Source organism: Methylopila musalis (assembly GCF_042679725.1).
Lineage (GTDB): Bacteria > Pseudomonadota > Alphaproteobacteria > Rhizobiales > Methylopilaceae > Methylopila > Methylopila musalis.
On record NZ_JBHTMX010000054.1, the window covers coordinates 1 to 17323 of the forward strand.

The window sequence follows — 17323 nt, forward strand, 5'->3', positions numbered from 1 at the left end:
TCTTCCGCCGGCTGGGCGCGGGGCGCGCGGGCCTGCGGCGTCGGGCTTTTCGGGGCGCCGGCGGCGCCCGGCGCGCGGGACATCTCCTGCGCCTTCTGCTCGTCGACGACGATGTCGCCCTTCTTGACCGTCTTGTCCTCGACGCCGGCCAGCGCCTCGGCCCAGCTCATGCCCTCCGGCTTGCACGAGCAGCCGGCCACGAACTCCTTGCGGTAGCGGAAGGCGTTTTCGAGCTTGGCGTAGGCTTCGCCGTCCACGCTCGAGGCCTGCTCCATCTGCCCGCCGGGATTGGGATAGGCGTAGAGCTTCGCCTCGGAGCCGGGGCAGGTGGCCTGGCAGATCGCCTCGTCGCGCTGGAAGGCGTTGCGGGTGGTCTGGTAGGAAATGGGGAAGAAGAAGCCGTCGCAGGTGCGCACGCACACGGTGCGGAAGGTGGAGACCCGCGGCGTGCTGCCGGGGTCCATCTCCGGCTCCACGATGGTCTCCTGCTGGGGCGGCTCGTCGCGTCCGCCGCCGAACAGCATGGAGAAGAAGCCGCGCCGCTCCTGCTGCTGGGGCCGCTCCACCCGGCGCTCCACGAGGCGGTATTGCGGGCCGCACTGGTTGCGGGCGAGGGCGAACAGCAGCTCGCGCCGGCGCGGATCGCCGCCGCCGCTCTGGGCGGCCTGCGCCGCCTGGGAGCGCAGCCGGTCGAGATTGGCCTCCATCTGGCGCATGCGCCGTTCCAGATCGCCGCATTCGGGCGGGGGCGACGAGAACAGGAAGCCGCGGCCGCAGCCGAGCCCGCGCGCATAGGCGCGGGTGCGGCCGATCTCATACTCCTGCCGGCTGGCGTCGCGTTCGATCTGGCGCGGATCGGCGCGCCGGGCCCCGCCGCGGTCGAGCGCGACGAGCTGGGCCTCGAGGCGAAGGCACTGGTCGGATCCCTGCTGCGCGCGCGCGTCGCCGATCGTCAGAACGAGCGACAGCGCCGCCGCCGCGAGCGTTACGAATCTCGACCTCATGCGCATCCTTTCCGGCGACTCGTCGGACGAGCCACGCCGCCTCGCCCGATCCATACCGCTTTGGAGTCGTTCCGCACAGAGGCCCGCGAATGTGACCAGCATGAGGACGAAGGCGTGGATTCGCACGGAACGCCCGAGCCGGCGGGCGTGTTCCCGCCGCCGGATCAGCCGGCGGTCGGGCTCGCGTTCGAGCGCGTGATCTGCACCTTCGGCTTGCCGTCCACGCCGCCGAAGGAGCGATAGACATACTCGTCGCGGCCGGACTGGGCGGCCTTCAGGGCGAGCGAGGTGATCTTGGCGTGGAACGGCGACAGCGAGCAGGCCGGGTCGGCGTTGGCCGGGTCGCCGGTGATGGCGAGCGCCTGGCAGCGGCAGCCGCCGAAATCGATCTCCTTGCGCGGGCAGGAGGTGCAGGGCTCCTTCATCCAGCTCGTGCCGCGATAGGCCTCGAAGGCGGAGCCGTTGGTCCAGATCTCCGACAGGCTCTTCTCGGTGACGTAATCGAACTGAAGGTGCGAAATGGTCTCCGCCGCGTGGCACGGCAGCACCTTGCCCTGAGGCGTGACGTTGAGCGACTGCTTGCCCCAGCCGCCGACGCAGGGTTTCGGGCGTCGCGCGTAATAGTCCGGCACCACCGCGTCGATGACGAGCTTGCCCTGAAGCTGCGCCCGGAGGCGTTCCACCGTCTCGGCCGCCGTCATCACCTGCTCGCGCGTGGGCATGAGCATGTTCCGGTTTTCCAGCGCCCAACCGTAATATTGCGAGTGGGCCACCTCCACGCGCCGGGCGCCGAACTCCAGCGCCATGTGCACCAGCGCCTCGATGTTCTCGATGTTGGCGCGGTGGATCACAGCGTTGATGGTGAGCGGCAGTCCGAGGTCCAGCACATGGGCGGCGAGCACGCGCTTCTTCTCGTGTGCGCCCTTCAGGCCCGCGATGCGGTCGGCGTTGTCGGGCAGCGCGTCCTGGATCGAGAGCTGCACATGGTCGAGCCCGGCGTCCGCCAGCTCCTGCAGCTTCTCGCGGGTGACGCCGATGCCGGAGGTGATCAGGTTGGTGTAGAGCCCGACCTTCACCGCATGGGCGGTAAGCTCCACGATGTCCTTGCGCGCCGTGGGCTCGCCGCCGGACAGATGCAGGTGCAGCACGCCCATGGCGGCGGCTTCGGAGAACACGCGCTTCCATGTCTCGGTGTCGAGCTCGGTGGAGCGCTTGTCCAGATCGACCGGGTTCGAGCAATAGGGGCAGGAGAGCGGGCAGCGGTGCGTCAGCTCCGCCAGCATGCCGAGCGGGGCCGGCGGCGGCACGCGGGTGGCGCTGGCGGCGTTCGGAACGGTCATGTCGTTCATTTCGCGTTCCCTCCTCGTTGGCCGCGCGTCAGGGCCTGTCCCACAGGAACAGGCCCGTCGTCAGGGCGGGCGAGACGGCGGGGCGCCGCTTCCGGTCAACGCCCTGCTTATCCCGCCGGTCCGGCCGCGCCTTCACGGCGTCTTCCAGGCCGAACGCCTTGTCCGGGCTCAACCCAGATCCAGCACCCGTTTGTCGGCGAGATCGGCCAGCATGGCCTTCACATCCGCCTCGATCCGATCCGCCGGCGCGGCGTAGGCCGTGGCGAGGTCCGCCACGATCTCCGCCACGCTGCGCACGCCGTCGCAGCGCTCCAGCACGGCGACGGCGATCGGGTTCGGCTTCAGCACGCGCTCGGGCGCAAGCAGAAGCCATTCGTCGCGCACCTCGTCGCGGCGCAGACGCACGCCGCGCGGCAGTTTCGGAACGTGCTCCGACAGGACGTCCGTCATTCCGCGGCCTGCCGCGCCGCGCCGTCCTCGGCGTGGAACGCGTCCGGCCACGGCTTGGCGTAGATGTAGGCGTGCTCCAGCGCGTCCAGCATGGTCCAGAGCATGGAGCACTTGAACTCGAGCGCGGCGATCACCGCGTCCTGCTCGGCGCGGGTGCGCGCGTGCTCGGTCACGTAGGCGAGGGCGAAGTCGCTGTCGCGCTTGGCCTGCACCGGGCGCTTGTTGAAATAGGCCAGCGTCTCGGGCGTGACGTAGTCGTAATTCGCCAGCATGCCCTCGGAGCGCACCTTGATCACGGAGGGCGAGAACAGCTCAGTGAGCGAGGACGCCACCGCCTCGGTCAGCGGCCGGTCGCGCACGAAGCTGATGTAGGACGTCACCGCGAACTTGGTGGCGGGCAGGGCGAGCCGGCCGGAGGTCACCGTCTCCCGGTCGAGGCCGAGATCGTCGGTCAGCTTGAGCCACTTGGCGATGCCGCCTTCGCCCTCATGCTCGCCGTCATGGTCGACGATGCGCTGGCGCCAGGCGCGGCGGTCGTCCGCGTTCTCCATGCGCGCCAGAATCTGCGCGTCCTTCTGGGGAATGCAGGCCTGATAGAGGTAGCGGTTCAGCGCCCAGGCCTCGACCTCGGTGCGGGAGCACTGGCCCGACTGGAGACGGATCTGGAACGGATGCAGGCTGTGATACCGCCGCGCGCCGACGTCGCGCAGGCGCGCCTCAAGCTCAGCGGGTGAAAGAAGATCGGCAGGCATCGCGAAACGTCCTCCGCAGTGTCAGGCCGCGGTTGACCCGCGGTCCGCTTCGACCCGGCGTCCGGCGGAGCCGCCCAGCGCGATCTCCATGCCGTCGTCGGAAACCTGCCATCCCGCCGCCTCGACGGCGCGCCGCTCGGGCGAGCCGGAGATCAGGACCGGGTTGGTGTTGTTGATGTGAATGTAGATCTTGCGACCGACCTTCACATCCCTGAACGCCTCAAGCGAGCCGCCCTCGCCGGACATGGGCACGTGGCCCATGCGGCGGCCGGTCTTCACGCCGACGCCGGCCTTGCGCATCTCGTCGTCCTCGAACACCGTGCCGTCGAACAGCAGGGCGTCGGCGCCGTCCACGCGGGCCAGAACGTCGTCGTTCACGACGGCGCAGCCGGGAATGTACACGAGCCGCGCGCCGCCGCGCCGGATATCGACGCCGACCGTCTCGCCGCCCACGTCGCCGATCACAAGTTTCTCGGTCTCGAGATAAAGCGGCACCTTGCCCGGCACCCCGAAGAACTCGACCGTCGCCTCGTCGATCGTGAACGGCGCGCCGAGGGTGACGGGGGACTTCGCCACCATGTCCTTGGCGAGCACGCCATAGACCGGATTGGCGTCGATGATGCCGAGGATTTCCGGCGTTCCGTAGAGCGTGAGCGGCGAGCGCTCCCGCAAGGTGATCAGCCCGTCAACATGGTCCACGTCGCCGTTGGTCAGCGCCACGGAGCGGATCGGGGTCTCACGCAGGCCCGTCGGCTGGATCTGCGGGGTGGCGAGAATCTGCGACCGGAGGTCGGGCGAGGCGTTGAAGAGGGTCCAGAGGCCCTGTCCCGTCTCCACCGCGATCGACGACTGCGTCCGTCGCGTCACCCGCGGATCGTTCTGCCACGCAAGCGCGCAGACCGAGCAGCGGCAATTCCATTGAGGATAGCCGCCGCCGGCGGCGGAGCCGAGAACGACCGTGCGCAACGCCATGGCTTTAACCTAACGTTTCGTCGATCGTTCCCGGATTAGCCACGTGTCAGCTCAGAGCTCAGCCGGGCTGTAGGACGTGACTTCGAGGCCGACGGGGGTCTCTTCAACGATCGGGGCGGTCCAAATGGCCATGATAGCCTCCTGAGGGTTTCCAATGCTTGCGCTCTCAAAGACGAATTCTCGTTCATCTTCGGCGCACGTTGGAAGATAGCGCCTCGGGGGAGGGGGCGCCAGCGCGCCGCGCCTTAAATCTTGGTAATGCGGTTCAAGATTCTCATGATCGTCTTATAATCGCCGGAAAGCGGCCCCTCGCGCGGCTGTGCGCCCCCGCGGGCGATCGGCGGAAGCCTTCGCCGTCTTGACGTCGCCCGCGCCGGCGCCCATTGTCCCGCGCCGCGCCGGCCGTCACACGGATCGCGCCGCAGCCCGGTTCCCGTCCGCCTGCGACGGGCGATCGTGTCGCACGCTGTTGTTCCAGAGATCGTTCCAGAGAAGAGCGATGTCCCGGCCCGCCAGAGGCAGAGGAGACGGGCGTGACTGCGCTCAGGTTCTACAATTCCCTGACCCACGCGAAGGACGCCTTCGCGCCGATCGATCCGAGCCGCGTGCGCATGTATGTCTGCGGGCCGACGGTCTACGACCGCGCGCACATCGGCAACGCCCGCCCCGTCATCGTCTTCGACCTGCTGTTCCGGCTGCTGCGCCACGTCTATGGCCCGGAGCACGTGATCTACGCCCGCAACCTCACGGACGTGGACGACAAGATCAACGCCCGCGCCGCCGAGCGCCGCATCTCCATCCGCCAGCTCACCGAGGAGACCGCCCGCGGCTTCCACGAGGATGTGGCGGAACTTGGGACGCTGCGGCCGACCGAGGAGCCGCGCGCCACCGAGTTCATCTGCCGGGGCGGCGACGACCTCGACATGGTCAAGGTGATCGAGCGCCTGATCGCGCGCGGCCACGCCTATGAGGCGGAAGGCCATGTGCTGTTCGACGTGGCCTCGATGCCGGCCTACGGCCGCCTCGCGCGCCGCTCGCTGGACGAGATGCAGGCCGGCGCCCGGGTCGAGGTCGCGCCCTACAAGCGCGGGCCGATGGATTTCGTGCTGTGGAAGCCGTCGAAGGACGGCGAGCCCGCGTGGGACAGCCCCTGGGGCGCCGGCCGTCCGGGCTGGCACATCGAGTGCTCGGCCATGTCGGCGGCGATTCTCGGCGAAGTGTTCGACATCCACGGCGGCGGCATCGATCTGGTGTTCCCCCACCACGAGAACGAGATCGCCCAGTCCACCTGCTGCTTCGGCGAGGAGCGCATGGCCAATGTGTGGATGCACAATGGCTTCCTGCAGGTTGAGGGCGAGAAGATGTCGAAATCGCTCGGCAACTTCGTCACCATCCGCGAGGTGCTGGCCGACTGGCCGGGCGACGTGGCCCGGCTCGCCATGTTCTCCGCCCATTACCGCCAGCCCATCAACTGGACGCTGAAGGGCCTTCAGGAGGCCGAGAAGACGCTTGCCGGCTGGTTCGAAGCGGCGGCGTCCGACGCCGATCCGCGCCCCGCGCCGGCCGTGCTGGAGGCGCTGGCGGACGATCTGAACACGCCGCGCATGATCGCGGAAATCCACAAGCTGCGCGCCGAGGGCGCCCGCAAGGCGCTCGCCGGCACGCTGGGCTTCCTCGGCTTCCGGCCGGACGTGTTCGCCGACTGGCGCGCCGCCCATGCGCCGCAGGCGGCGCTGCCGGAGCAGGAGATCGAGCGCCTGATCGACGCGCGGCTCGCGGCCCGCAAGGCCCGCAACTTCGCCGAGGCCGACCGCATCCGCGACGAGCTGCTGGCCGCGGGCGTGGCGTTGCGGGACGGACCCGCGGGCACCACCTGGGAAGCCGTGTCGTGAGATGAGCCGGGATCGCGTTCACCTGTTCGACACCACGCTGCGCGACGGCGCGCAGACCGCCGGCGTCGATTTCACGCTGCACGACAAGATCGTCGTGGCGCGGCTGCTCGACCGGCTGGGCGTCGATTACGTGGAAGGCGGTTATCCGGGCGCCAATCCCACCGACACCGAGTTCTTCGCCGAGCGGCGCACCGAGCGGGCGCGCTTCACCGCCTTCGGCATGGCCAAGCGGGCGGGGCGTTCGGCCGACAACGACCCCGGCCTGCGCGGCGTGCTGGCGGCGCAGGCCGACGCCTGCTGCTTTGTGGCGAAGACCTGGGATTTCCACGTCACCCACGCGCTCGGCGTCTCGCTGGACGAGAACCTGCAGCAGATCCGCGAGACGGTGCGCGCGGCCGTCGCCGCCGGGCGCGAGGCGATGATCGACTGCGAGCATTTCTTCGACGGCTTCAAGGCCAATCCGGCTTACGCGCTGGCCTGCGCCCATGCGGCCCACGAGGCCGGCGCGCGCTGGGTGGTGCTGTGCGACACCAATGGCGGAACGCTGCCGCACGAGGTCGCGGAGATCGTTCGGGAGGCGATCCACGCCGTGCCGGGCGACCATCTCGGCATCCACGCCCATGACGATCTGGGGCTTGCGGTCGCGAATTCGCTCGCCGCGGTTCTGGCCGGCGCGCTGCAGGTGCAGGGCACCCTGAACGGGCTCGGCGAGCGCTGCGGCAACGCCAACCTGACGACGCTCATTCCGACGCTGAAGCTGAAGCCGGACCTCGCCGAGCGGTTCGAGATCGGCGTGACAGACGAGGGACTGGCCTCGCTGACCCAGCTGTCGCGGGCGTTCGACGAGCTGCTGAACCGCCCGTCCAACCGCTACGCGCCCTACGTGGGCGCCAACGCCTTCGCCACCAAGGCCGGCATCCACGCCTCCGCCATCCTGAAGGACCCGCGCACCTACGAGCACGTGGACCCGGAGCGCGTGGGCAACCGGCGCCGGCTGCTGGTGTCCGACCAGGGCGGCAAGTCCAACCTGCTGGCGGAGCTCGCCCGCATCGGCGTCGAGGCGGACAAGGCCGATCCCCGGCTGGACGACCTGCTGGCCGAGGTGAAGGCGCGCGAGGCGCAAGGCTATTCCTACGAGGGCGCGGAGGCGTCGTTCGCGCTGCTGGCCAAGCGCGCGTTCGGGCGTGTGCCCACGTTCTTCGCGGTGGAGAGCTTCCGCGTGATGGTGGAGCGGCGCCACAACTCGCTCGGCGAGCTGGTCACGGTCTCCGAGGCGGTGGCGAAGGCGCGGGTCGACGGCGACACGCTGATGACGGCGGCGGAGGGCATCGGCCCGGTCAACGCGCTCGACCTCGCGCTGCGCAAGGACCTCGGCCGCTACCAGCCCTACATCGCCGACCTGAAGCTCACCGACTACAAGGTGCGCATCCTGAACGGCGGCACCGAGGCGGTGACGCGGGTGCTGATCGAATCCACCGACGCGGACGGCGAGAGCTGGACCACCGTCGGCGTCTCGCCGAACATCATCGACGCCTCGTTCCAGGCGCTGGTGGACAGCATGGTCTACAAGCTGCTGAAGGCCGGCGCGCCGGCGGAGGATCAGTCCTCGTAGCTCGCGGCCTCCAGCGGCTTCGAGTCGAACTGGCGGCGATGCAGGATGATGGTGACGACGGTGGTGGTCGCCATCAGCGCCCAGGGGCTCGCGAACCAGCCGAGATAGGCGAGCGAGAAGAACACGCCGCGCAGACCCCGGTTGAAGTGGCGGCCGGCCTCGATGTTCATGCGCGTGGCGCGCTCGATCGCGACCGCCATCTCGGGCGAGCCCGCCTCGTCGCGCGGCGGCGTGCAGACCACCAGGATCGAGCCGTAGTTGAACAGCCGGTACGACCACACGAACTTGAAGAAGGCGTAGACGAGGATCGCCGCCATCCCGAGCACCTTCACGTCGTAGACCTCGCGGGTCATGGCGATGCCGAGCGGCAGGTAGGAGAACACCTCGATCGCGTTGCCGCTGGCGCCCAGCGCCGCGAAGGCGCCGCCGATGGCGATGAGCGTGGTGGAGGCGAAGAAGGCGGAGCCGTTCTGAAGCCCCTGCATGGCGATGGCGTCTGGCATGCGGTTCTCCCGCTCCGCCATGCGCCGCATCCAGTCCCGCCGCCGCAGCTCCATCACCGAATTCAGGCTCGCGGGCGAGTGCTCCGACCACGCGAAATGCCCGAACCATACCAGCAGGAAATAGCCGATCGCCATCAGGTTCGACAGGTCGTAGAGCGAGTTCATCGGCGGGTGTCCGGTCTGCAGGCGGCGGCGCCCTTATAGCAGACCAAGCGCCCGAAGCTCCTGCGCCAGCGCCGGCGGCAGACCGGGGGCGGCGAGCGCATCGTCCGCGAGATCCGGCGGCGCGTCGGCGCTCGTGAGATAGCGCCAGCCCTGGAACGGCCGCCGGGGCTGCGGCCGCACCGGGACCAGCTCCGGGGCGAGGATGATGGCGCAGCGCTCGATCCCGTCGTCGCCGCGCCGCAGACGCAGATCGAGCAGCGTCTGCCGGGCCTGGATCACGCCCTTGATGACCCAGTAGAGCGAGCCGCCGTCGAGCAGCTCCTCGGCGCGCTTCGGCGCCATGCGGGTCACATGCGCGTGCTCGGCCGCCTCGCCCTTGCGGCGCTTTTCGGCCAGACGCTCGTCCAGCCACCCCCGCAGGTCGTCGACGGAGTCGCAGCCGACGCAGAGTTTCTGGAGATGGAGGGCCATGGGCCGAAAGCTCCCGCAAGGTCAGGTCGCGGCCGACCCTAACGCCACTTTGGCCCTCGCCCGAGCCGCGTGGGAGCGTGGTCCACAGGTCTTAATCTCACACGCGGGCTCGAACGTCGCCGTCCGAGGATCGAGCCGACAAGGGGCGTTCGATCCGCATATCCGGCGGCGGCGCGAGGTCGTATATGCCCCGCGCCGCCGCTACGGCGAGGCTTGACGACATGGGCCGGACGTCCGCGCCAGCCAACCGTGCTCGAAGACGCGTCCGCAGGCCGCCTCCCTGTCCGCTGGAACAGAAGGGCGCACGGTCACACCGTGCACGAGGGCTGCGACGCGCCCGTCCGTGTCCTCCTCGTCGTCGCTGCGCAAAAAGATGTGGTTCTCAAAAATGTGGTTTTCGAGGATCAGCATGTCCTCGTCGGCGCGCAGACCCGGCGCTGAGCGGCGCGCCTTCGGCGTCGCGGCGCCGGTTACGATCCAACGGCCGCTTGGGACCGCGACGGAGACGGCTCTCATGGCGCGCTCCGTGCTGCTGATCGTGGCGACGTCCGGAGCGCCAGCACCAACGCAAGCCTGTCGGGATCGGGCGGGACGCGCGACGCGCCCATCGTTGTTCGGCGTACGCGGCCGGCCCGCGTCAACACCGGCCGGGCCACCCATCCAGGCGGTCGGGCCACGTCCACGCCGGCTGGTGCGTCAGCTCGCGCGGTCGTGTTCAAGCGTGGCGCTGTCACGACCACGTCGGATGCTTTTCGCGCCGCGCCCCTTAAACGGGAAACGCCCCCGCCGGGGTGAGCCGGGGAGGCGTTTCGTGTCGAACACGCAGGTTCATCTGTATGAGGGCCGGCCCATCAGGGCGATCGGCTGCGCTTGAACCTGTCGAGCTTTCGATCTGCTCTTCATCGGCTTGCCATCGTCGCCGGCTTCACCCACGCCATCTGCTCCGATCTGCAGATGTCATGGTCAAGCCATCAAGTCCGGCCTCGCCGTCAAATCAGATAAATTGTATGTCTTCCACTCCAAAGCGTTCCGGATACGCTTCAGTGCGGTGTGTCTACACGCTTCGGCGGAGTCATTTTCTTAAACCTCCGTGTTCGTTGCTGACCATTGAAGTCTGCTCGCCTTGCGCCGGGCCGTCAAGAGGCCAAAGCGTGAAAGATGATGACTGCATGACAACCTGCGTCGCGGCCCGCCTAGGCAAAGGATAAAGGATTGCGCGCGTAGTATGCCGCGCGCTTGAGGGAGCAGGAGGGGCGCGTGATGGAGACGAACACACACAAGGCGTTCACGTCCGGCATGCTGCTGCCTGAGCTCGTCTCCGTGCGCGGGCTCGCCGCGATCTGGATCCTGCTCGCGCACACCACCGTGATGGTGCTGCCCCAGGCCTATCCTCACGCCATCGAATACAGCCGCATCGTCGTCGATCTGTTCTTCATCCTGAGCGGCTTCGTGCTGGCCCATATGTACGATCCGGCCTGGAAGGCGGGGCAGTTCCGCTACGGCCAGTTTCTGGTGCGCCGGCTGGCGCGGCTGTGGCCGCTGCATCTCGCCACCACGCTCGGCGCCGCCGTTCTGCTGCTCGGGGCGCGGCTGATCGGGCGCGATCTCGACGTGCCGCACACCTTCGGCAACTTCCTGCTGACGAACGGCCTGCTGCACTCCGTGTGGCTGACCGACGGGCTGGTGTGGAACTGGCCGTCCTGGTCGGTCAGCGCCGAGTGGATCGCCTACATGATGATCCCGCTCTACTTCCTCGCAGCCGACCGGGTGCGCGGAACGGCTCTGCGGATCACGGTCTCGCTGGCGCTGTTCGGAGCCGCGTCCCTCGCCTCCCACGCCGTCCTGAACGAGAACCTCGTCTCGCTCACCTTCGACGGCGGCGCGGCGCGGCTGGTGCCCTCGTTCTTCGCCGGCATCCTGCTGCGGCGCATCTTTGACGACGTTCCCGCGCTGAGCCGCATGACGCGGCCGGTCTATGCGCTGACCATCGCCGGGCCGATCGCGATCTGCGCCGCGCTGGTCGCGCTGAACGCGCCCTACGACGCGCTGTGGCCGCCCATGCTGGTGCTGGTGGTGGGGCTCGCCGCGCGCGCCACCTGGAGCGCGCCGGGCCTGCTGCGCCGCCCGGGGCTGATCTGGCTCGGGGACCTGTCTTACTCGATCTACATGACCCACGGACTGGTCATCATGACGCTGTTCAAGTTCGCCAACTGGTCGGGCTTTTCGGAGACGCTGAGCGGCCGTCTCGCCACCGGCGCAGGCGTGGTCGTGGCGACGATGCTCGTGTCGGTGGCGACCCACGCGTGGATCGAGAAGCCCGGCCGGGGCCTGTTCATGGCGGCGGTGGAGGCGGCGCAGCGCGCGTTGGCGCGCTCGAAGCGGGCGGTGGGCTGAGCCGGAACCGCCCGCGGGGAACGGACGCCGCGTCGCGCGTCCGCCCCCGCGAAACGTACGGCGAACTCAGTCGCCGAGCTTGCAGTTCTCCGGCGCGTCCGCGCCCGGCTTCGGCACTTCGGACTTGGCGTCATACGGCTTGAAGTTGGCCGCCAGCTCCTCCGTCAGCCACTCGCCGGCGTCCTTGGGGTCGTCCTTGTAGAGGTGGCGGACCCAGGCCATGGAGAGCAGCATCTCGTCCACGTTGAGGGCGCCGTACATCGGGCCCATCTGGCCGGTGGCGCCGCCGAAGATGATCTCGAAGAAGCCCTTGTCCGTCGCGCCCTGGGGATAGGTCCAGTAGCTGTCGTTGAGGCCCGGCCCGAGCTTGCCTTCCGCCTTCTGGCCGTGACAGCCAGAGCACATGGCGAGGTAGAGCTCCTGGCCCTTGGCCAGGCAGTTCTTGTCCTCGTTGTAGGGGTTCACGCCGGTCTGAAGGAACTTCTTGAACGCCTCGCTGTCCTTGCCCTCTTCGCCGGCGTCCTCGAGGTTCAGCACTTCGCCGGTGACGGCGTTGTTGAAGGTCAACTCGGCGTGAGCGGCCACGCCGCCACCCGCCAGCATGATGGCGGCCAGAGCGGCCCTGGTCATAAGACCCTTGCTCATGCGTTTCTCCCATTTGTTGTTTGGCGCGCGACGGACGCGACGCCCGCCACGACAGCGGACGACGCCGCAGCGCCATGGGCGGCGACATAAAGCAAGTCGAACAGGTTTGAACGGTTCTGAAGCTCAAGTTCTTGTCAGAATGATTTCACAATATAATATTATTATGACTACATAGTCATGTCGTTCTGATTTAAGTCTTTGGATTATCTGGCATGACAGGTTTGTGAATGTGGCGTGATCGCGCTATTTAGCCGCGAGCGTCATAAGTTCAGTCGGACGCAAGACTTGATCTGACTGACGACATGCTCATCTGTTCGACTTTCGTCGATACGGATACGCGCAGGCAGGCGTCGCGCGGGCGGGCAGGGCGCCCTCTCTCGGCCCATCGACGTCGAAGGCGGACGTCCGTCGCGTGAGCGCTCACGCGCAAAGCAAAAGGGCCAAAGCGGTGAGCTTCGGCCCTTTGTCAGTCGGCTGCGCGTCGTGGTGTGCTGGTCTCACCGCGTCGAGCCCCGGCGGCTCTCTTCAAGCGCGGCCTGATGGTACCACGAGCCGTATTCCACCCGCGGCGGCTCGGGCGCCTGAATTCGAGGCTGTGCATTAAATCTGCTCAGGGCTGCGCGTCCGCCCGCAGGAAACGCCAAGACCTGAGCCGTAGACGTGTGTTCTGATCGTCTCATTTTCCATGTCTCCAAACGCGGACGGCGTCGTCGCGTCGACCGATGACATCACCCGAACAGGGTGTGCTCGATTTATGTACATTGAATGCCTGCTTCGTCCAGTAGGAGCGCAAAATTTCAGCAGCGAATAGTTTGCGCTATTCGACGCCAACTTAGGTCAGCACTGCGTGCCTTCGGCGATGGCTGCATCATGCCCAATCGTTGTGCAAACAGGCTACGGCAGGGCGTGTGCGCCGTCCGGACGGCGCCTCGTTTTCGCTCCGTCACGGCGTCTTCGAAAGCGTGACGGCGGGCCGGACGGGACGAAGTCGTCAGGCCGATCAGGGGTTTAAGGCGACGCGGGCCGGAGGTTTCGTCGGCGGCCGCGGACGTCAACCAGCGGTTGGCACGCGGCATGCTTAAAGGGTGGCGAACGCAGCGGACGGCTCCGCTTGCCGCTGCGACCGTTCCGCGCCTGGCGCGACCTGCCTGATCACCGCGAGGGATTTGGAAATGACGAAGTACAAGCTCGAGTACATCTGGTTGGACGGTTACACGCCGGTTCCGAATCTGCGCGGCAAGACGCAGATCAAGGAGTTCGAGTCCTTCCCCACGCTCGAGCAGCTGCCCCTCTGGGGCTTTGATGGCTCGTCCACCCAGCAGGCCGAGGGCCGCAGCTCCGACTGCGTGCTGAAGCCCGTCGCCGTCTATCCTGATCCCGCCCGCACCAACGGCGCGCTGGTCATGTGCGAAGTGATGATGCCGGACGGCGTCACCCCGCACGCCACCAACGCCCGCGCCACCATCCTCGACGATCCGGACGCCTGGTTCGGCTTCGAGCAGGAGTACTTCTTCTACAAGGACGGCCGTCCGCTCGGCTTCCCCGAGAACGGCTTCCCGGCCCCGCAGGGCCCGTACTACACCGGCGTCGGCTACAAGAACGTCGGCGACGTGGCCCGTGAGATCGTCGAGGAGCATCTCGACCTCTGCCTCGAGGCCGGCATCAACCACGAGGGCATCAACGCGGAAGTCGCGAAGGGCCAGTGGGAGTTCCAGGTGTTCGGCAAGGGCTCCAAGAAGGCCGCCGACGAGGTGTGGATGGCCCGCTACCTGCTCCTGCGTCTGACCGAGAAGTACGGCGTGGACATCGAGTTCCACTGCAAGCCGCTCGGCGACACCGACTGGAACGGCTCGGGCATGCACTGCAACTTCTCCACGAAGTTCATGCGCGAAGTCGGCGGCAAGGAGTATTTCGAGGCGCTTATGGCGCAGTTCGACGCCAACCTCGACGCCCACATCGCCGTCTACGGCCCGGACAACCACATGCGCCTCACCGGCAAGCATGAGACCGCGCCGTGGAACAAGTTCTCCTACGGCGTCGCCGACCGCGGCGCGTCGATCCGCGTGCCCCACTCGTTCGTGAAGAACGACTACAAGGGCTACCTTGAGGACCGTCGTCCGAACTCCCAGGGCGACCCCTACGCGATCGCGTCCCAGGTGCTGAAGACCATCTCCGAAGTGCCGACCGAAAAGGCCGCCGCCGCGGCCTGATCGCCTCACTTTCGTCCGCGACCCGCGGGCCTGCGTCTGACATGGCCTCCGCCTTACCCAAGGCGGGGGTCTTTTTTGTGCGCGGGCGTCGCTGAGGAGGGCTTGGGGCGGCGCGAGTGTGGGGCGCCGGCTTTGCGAGTCAGATGCGCCGGGCGTCCGCGCCGCGCTCGAAGGCCTGGCTGAGCCGCTGGCAGACGGGCCCGCCGCCCGCTTTGGTTGGCGGGCTCAGGCCACGCCACGCGCGGCGGCGGAACAGGGCGGCTTCCGTGACGACCGGCGCGCCACCGATCCCGCGCCTCTCAGGCTCGCCGGCACAACGGCTGCGACCAGCGCGCCGACCGCGCGTCGATCATGGCGAAGCCGACGACAAGCTCATGTCCAGCGGCGCCTTAGGCGCAAGGCCCGGCGCGGACCATCTCCGTAACCGACGCCACGGTGACGCCCATGGCGCTCATCACAGGCTCAGCGGAGTTCCCCGCCGGCCAGCCGCATGTGGAGCATGCCGGCCGCATTGGTCGCCGCGCAGGCGGCATGCGGATGACCATGGCCTGACGCGTCTCCCGCGCGGCGTGCGCCGGGCAAACGGAAAGGGGCGCCCGGAGGCGCCCCTTGGATAACTGCATGGCTTAAACGCCGGTCCGGTCAGACCGAGTAGTACATGTCGAACTCGACCGGGTGCGGCGTGTGCTCGAAGCGGATGACCTCTTTCATCTTCAGCTCGATGAAGCTGTCGATCTGGTCGTCCGTGAACACGCCGCCCTTCTTCAGGAACTCGCGGTCCTTGTCGAGGTTCTGCAGCGCCTCGCGCAGCGACGCGGAGACGGTCGGGATCTTGCGCAGCTCCTTCGGCGGCAGGTCGTACAGATCCTTGTCCATGGCCGGGCCCGGATCGATCTTGTTCACGATGCCGTCGAGGCCGGCCATGAGCAGCGCGGCGAAGGCGAGGTAGGGGTTGGCGGTCGGGTCGGGGAAGCGGACCTCGACGCGCTTGGCTTTCGGCGAGTTCGTCCACGGAATGCGGCAGGACGCGGAGCGGTTGCGGGCGGAGTAGGCCAGCAGCACCGGCGCCTCGAAGCCCGGCACCAGACGCTTGTAGCTGTTGGTGGACGGGTTGGTGAAGGCGTTCAGCGCCTTGGCGTGCTTGATGATGCCGCCGATGTACCACAGGCATTCCTGGCTGAGGCCGGCGTACTTGTCGCCCGCGAACACCGGCTTGCCGTCCTTCCAGATCGACTGGTGGACGTGCATGCCCGAGCCGTTGTCGCCATAGACCGGCTTCGGCATGAAGGTCGCGGTCTTGCCGTAGGAGTGCGCCACCTGGTGGATGCAGTACTTGTAGACCTGCAGGTGGTCGGCGATGCGGACGATCTTCTCGAACTTCAGGCCGAGCTCGTGCTGGGCCGAGGCCACCTCGTGGTGGTGCTTCTCGACCGTGGCGCCCATGGCCGCCATGGCCGCCAGCATCTCGCCGCGCATGTCCTGCTCGCTGTCCACCGGAGGCACGGGGAAGTAGCCGCCCTTGGTGCGCACGCGATGGCCGAGGTTGCCGGTGTCGTACTCGGTGTCGGAGTTGGTCGGCAGCTCGACGGAGTCGAGACGGAAGCCGGTGTTGTAGGGCGTGGCCGAGAAGCGCACGTCGTCGAACACGAAGAACTCGGCCTCGGGGCCCACATAGATCGTGTCGCCGATGCCGAGCGACTGCAGATAGACCTCGGCCTTCTTCACCGTGCCGCGCGGGTCGCGCTCATAGGGCTCGCCGGTGGTGGGCTCGAGCACGTCGCAGACCACGGACAGCGTGGTGGCGGCGAAGAACGGGTCGAGGCAGGCGGTGGCGACGTCCGGCATCAGCAGCATGTCGGACTCGTTGATGGCCTTCCAGCCGCCGATCGACGAGCCGTCAAACATCTGGCCTTCGATGAAGAAGTCCTCGTCCACCATCGTGATGTCGAAGGTGACATGCTGCCACTTTCCGTTGGGATCGGTGAAGCGGAGGTCGACGTACTTGACGTCGTTCTCCTTAATGAACGCGAGCACGTCCTGAGCCGTATTCATCGCTACTCTATCCTTGTCCTTGTTCAGGATTGTTTTTATGCGTCCCTGGGCTCCGCCGCAGCGGTTCAGATCGCGTCGAGTCCGCTCTCCCCGGTGCGGATGCGGATCGCTTCCTCGACGGGCGATACGAAAATCTTGCCGTCGCCGATTCGTCCGGTCGCGGCCGCCTTGCGGATCGCCTCGACCGCGCGCTCGACGACGTCGTCGCCGATCACCACCTCGATCTTCACCTTCGGCAGGAAGTCGACGACGTATTCCGCCCCGCGGTACAGTTCGGTGTGCCCCTTCTGACGCCCGAAGCCCTTGGCCTCGGTGACCGTGATGCCCTGCACGCCGACGTCCTGAAGGGCCTCCTTCACCTCGTCAAGCTTAAACGGCTTAATGATCGCTTCGATCTTCTTCACTTCCGGGAGCTCCTCCGTGTCGCGCTCGGCGCGCCCGTGCCGTCGCAGGCAGGGAACGGTGCGTATCTAAGCACCAAGCATGCCAACATTCCTACCCGTCCGAAACGCGGGGAGCGTCTTGCGGGGTTCGCGACGCCCTCCAGTTCTGAAGCCAATTGCGGCGATGGCAATGTCCATAAAGTGTGCATGACGATGAAAAATTATGCTGATCGTCGCCGCGTTATGCGGCGACCCCGCGCGAGAATTGGGCAGGGCGCCGGACCGGCGTTTTCCGCGCGCAGGCCAGCCGTCGCGGGAGGGCGGTCATGACGTTCGAGCTTCTCACCTGCGCGGAGATGGCGGAGGCGGATCGTCGCGCGGTCGCAGCCGGCGTCTCGGGCGAGGCGCTGATGGAGGCCGCGGGCGGCGCGGTGGCGCGCCGAGCGCGGGAGCTGTGGCCGGACGCGCG

17 protein-coding genes are annotated in these 17323 nt (G+C 67.7%); 4 read left to right on the forward strand and 13 right to left on the reverse strand.

What is annotated here, in order from left to right; translation table 11 throughout:
* The 6 genes from ACFQ4O_RS08265 to pqqA form a co-directional block, all read right to left on the reverse strand.
* Positions 1-1004 (reverse strand): DUF2865 domain-containing protein (locus ACFQ4O_RS08265; RefSeq protein WP_378775224.1); only part of this gene is annotated, 1004 nt, incomplete at its 3' end.
* A 164-nt stretch (positions 1005-1168) separates the two neighbouring features.
* Entirely contained in the window at positions 1169-2344 is a 1176-nt protein-coding gene (gene pqqE, locus ACFQ4O_RS08270) for a pyrroloquinoline quinone biosynthesis protein PqqE (protein ID WP_378775238.1), read from the reverse strand.
* A gap of 177 nt (positions 2345-2521) precedes the next feature.
* Positions 2522-2803 carry a pyrroloquinoline quinone biosynthesis peptide chaperone PqqD gene (pqqD, locus tag ACFQ4O_RS08275; RefSeq protein ID WP_378775225.1) on the reverse strand — a complete coding sequence of 94 codons (282 nt, stop codon included), beginning with the start codon at positions 2801-2803 and terminating at the stop codon, positions 2522-2524.
* On the reverse strand, positions 2800-3555 hold the full coding sequence (gene pqqC, locus ACFQ4O_RS08280; RefSeq protein WP_378775226.1) for a pyrroloquinoline-quinone synthase PqqC: 756 nt from the start codon (positions 3553-3555) through the stop codon (positions 2800-2802). The genes pqqD and pqqC overlap by 4 nt, the downstream gene beginning before the upstream one ends.
* A 21-nt stretch (positions 3556-3576) precedes the next feature.
* Complete coding sequence (pqqB, locus tag ACFQ4O_RS08285) at positions 3577-4521, reverse strand: pyrroloquinoline quinone biosynthesis protein PqqB (RefSeq protein ID WP_378775239.1); 945 nt, start codon at positions 4519-4521, stop codon at positions 3577-3579.
* A gap of 57 nt (positions 4522-4578) precedes the next feature.
* Entirely contained in the window at positions 4579-4659 is an 81-nt protein-coding gene (gene pqqA / locus ACFQ4O_RS08290; RefSeq protein WP_128776471.1) for a pyrroloquinoline quinone precursor peptide PqqA, read from the reverse strand.
* 401 nt (positions 4660-5060) lie between these two features.
* On the opposite strand from pqqA, the gene cysS reads away from it, so the two are divergent.
* Both cysS and cimA read left to right on the forward strand, forming a co-directional pair.
* Complete coding sequence (gene cysS, locus ACFQ4O_RS08295) at positions 5061-6419, forward strand: cysteine--tRNA ligase (protein WP_378775227.1); 1359 nt, start codon at positions 5061-5063, stop codon at positions 6417-6419.
* A 1-nt stretch (position 6420) separates the two neighbouring features.
* Positions 6421-8031: a citramalate synthase gene (cimA, locus tag ACFQ4O_RS08300; protein WP_378775228.1), complete on the forward strand. Its 1611-nt coding sequence runs from the start codon at positions 6421-6423 to the stop codon at positions 8029-8031.
* Here cimA and ACFQ4O_RS08305 read toward each other — a convergent pair.
* The 3 genes from ACFQ4O_RS08305 to ACFQ4O_RS08315 all read right to left on the reverse strand — a co-directional run bounded on the left by ACFQ4O_RS08305 (position 8019) and on the right by ACFQ4O_RS08315 (position 9686).
* The gene (locus ACFQ4O_RS08305) at positions 8019-8699 is read right to left on the reverse strand and encodes a DUF599 domain-containing protein (RefSeq protein ID WP_378775229.1); all 681 of its coding nucleotides are present in this window, start codon (positions 8697-8699) and stop codon (positions 8019-8021) included. The genes cimA and ACFQ4O_RS08305 overlap by 13 nt on opposite strands.
* Positions 8700-8732: 33 nt before the next feature.
* A complete protein-coding gene (locus ACFQ4O_RS08310) occupies positions 8733-9170 on the reverse strand; it encodes a DUF1489 family protein (RefSeq protein WP_378775230.1) in 438 nt (145 codons plus the stop codon).
* Between the two features lie 201 nt (positions 9171-9371).
* The gene (locus tag ACFQ4O_RS08315) at positions 9372-9686 is read right to left on the reverse strand and encodes an ASCH domain-containing protein (RefSeq protein WP_378775231.1); all 315 of its coding nucleotides are present in this window, start codon (positions 9684-9686) and stop codon (positions 9372-9374) included.
* Between the two features lie 744 nt (positions 9687-10430).
* Between ACFQ4O_RS08315 and ACFQ4O_RS08320 the strand changes: the two genes are divergently transcribed.
* The gene (locus ACFQ4O_RS08320; RefSeq protein ID WP_378775232.1) at positions 10431-11564 is read left to right on the forward strand and encodes an acyltransferase family protein; all 1134 of its coding nucleotides are present in this window, start codon (positions 10431-10433) and stop codon (positions 11562-11564) included.
* A gap of 66 nt (positions 11565-11630) precedes the next feature.
* Here the strand turns inward: ACFQ4O_RS08320 and moxG are convergent, their stop codons facing one another.
* Together moxG and ACFQ4O_RS08330 are read right to left on the reverse strand one after the other, a co-directional pair.
* Complete coding sequence (moxG, locus tag ACFQ4O_RS08325; RefSeq protein ID WP_378775233.1) at positions 11631-12209, reverse strand: cytochrome c(L), periplasmic; 579 nt, start codon at positions 12207-12209, stop codon at positions 11631-11633.
* A gap of 497 nt (positions 12210-12706) precedes the next feature.
* Positions 12707-12889 carry a DUF2735 domain-containing protein gene (locus ACFQ4O_RS08330; RefSeq protein WP_378775234.1) on the reverse strand — a complete coding sequence of 61 codons (183 nt, stop codon included), beginning with the start codon at positions 12887-12889 and terminating at the stop codon, positions 12707-12709.
* A gap of 492 nt (positions 12890-13381) precedes the next feature.
* Between ACFQ4O_RS08330 and ACFQ4O_RS08335 the strand changes: the two genes are divergently transcribed.
* Positions 13382-14419, forward strand: a complete 1038-nt coding sequence (locus tag ACFQ4O_RS08335) for a glutamine synthetase beta-grasp domain-containing protein (RefSeq protein WP_378775235.1) — start codon at positions 13382-13384, stop codon at positions 14417-14419.
* 642 nt (positions 14420-15061) lie between these two features.
* Here ACFQ4O_RS08335 and glnA read toward each other — a convergent pair.
* Complete coding sequence (gene glnA / locus ACFQ4O_RS08340; RefSeq protein WP_378775236.1) at positions 15062-16471, reverse strand: type I glutamate--ammonia ligase; 1410 nt, start codon at positions 16469-16471, stop codon at positions 15062-15064.
* Between the two features lie 65 nt (positions 16472-16536).
* The gene (locus tag ACFQ4O_RS08345; protein WP_378775237.1) at positions 16537-16875 is read right to left on the reverse strand and encodes a P-II family nitrogen regulator; all 339 of its coding nucleotides are present in this window, start codon (positions 16873-16875) and stop codon (positions 16537-16539) included.
* Positions 16876-17323: the final 448 nt, after the last annotated feature.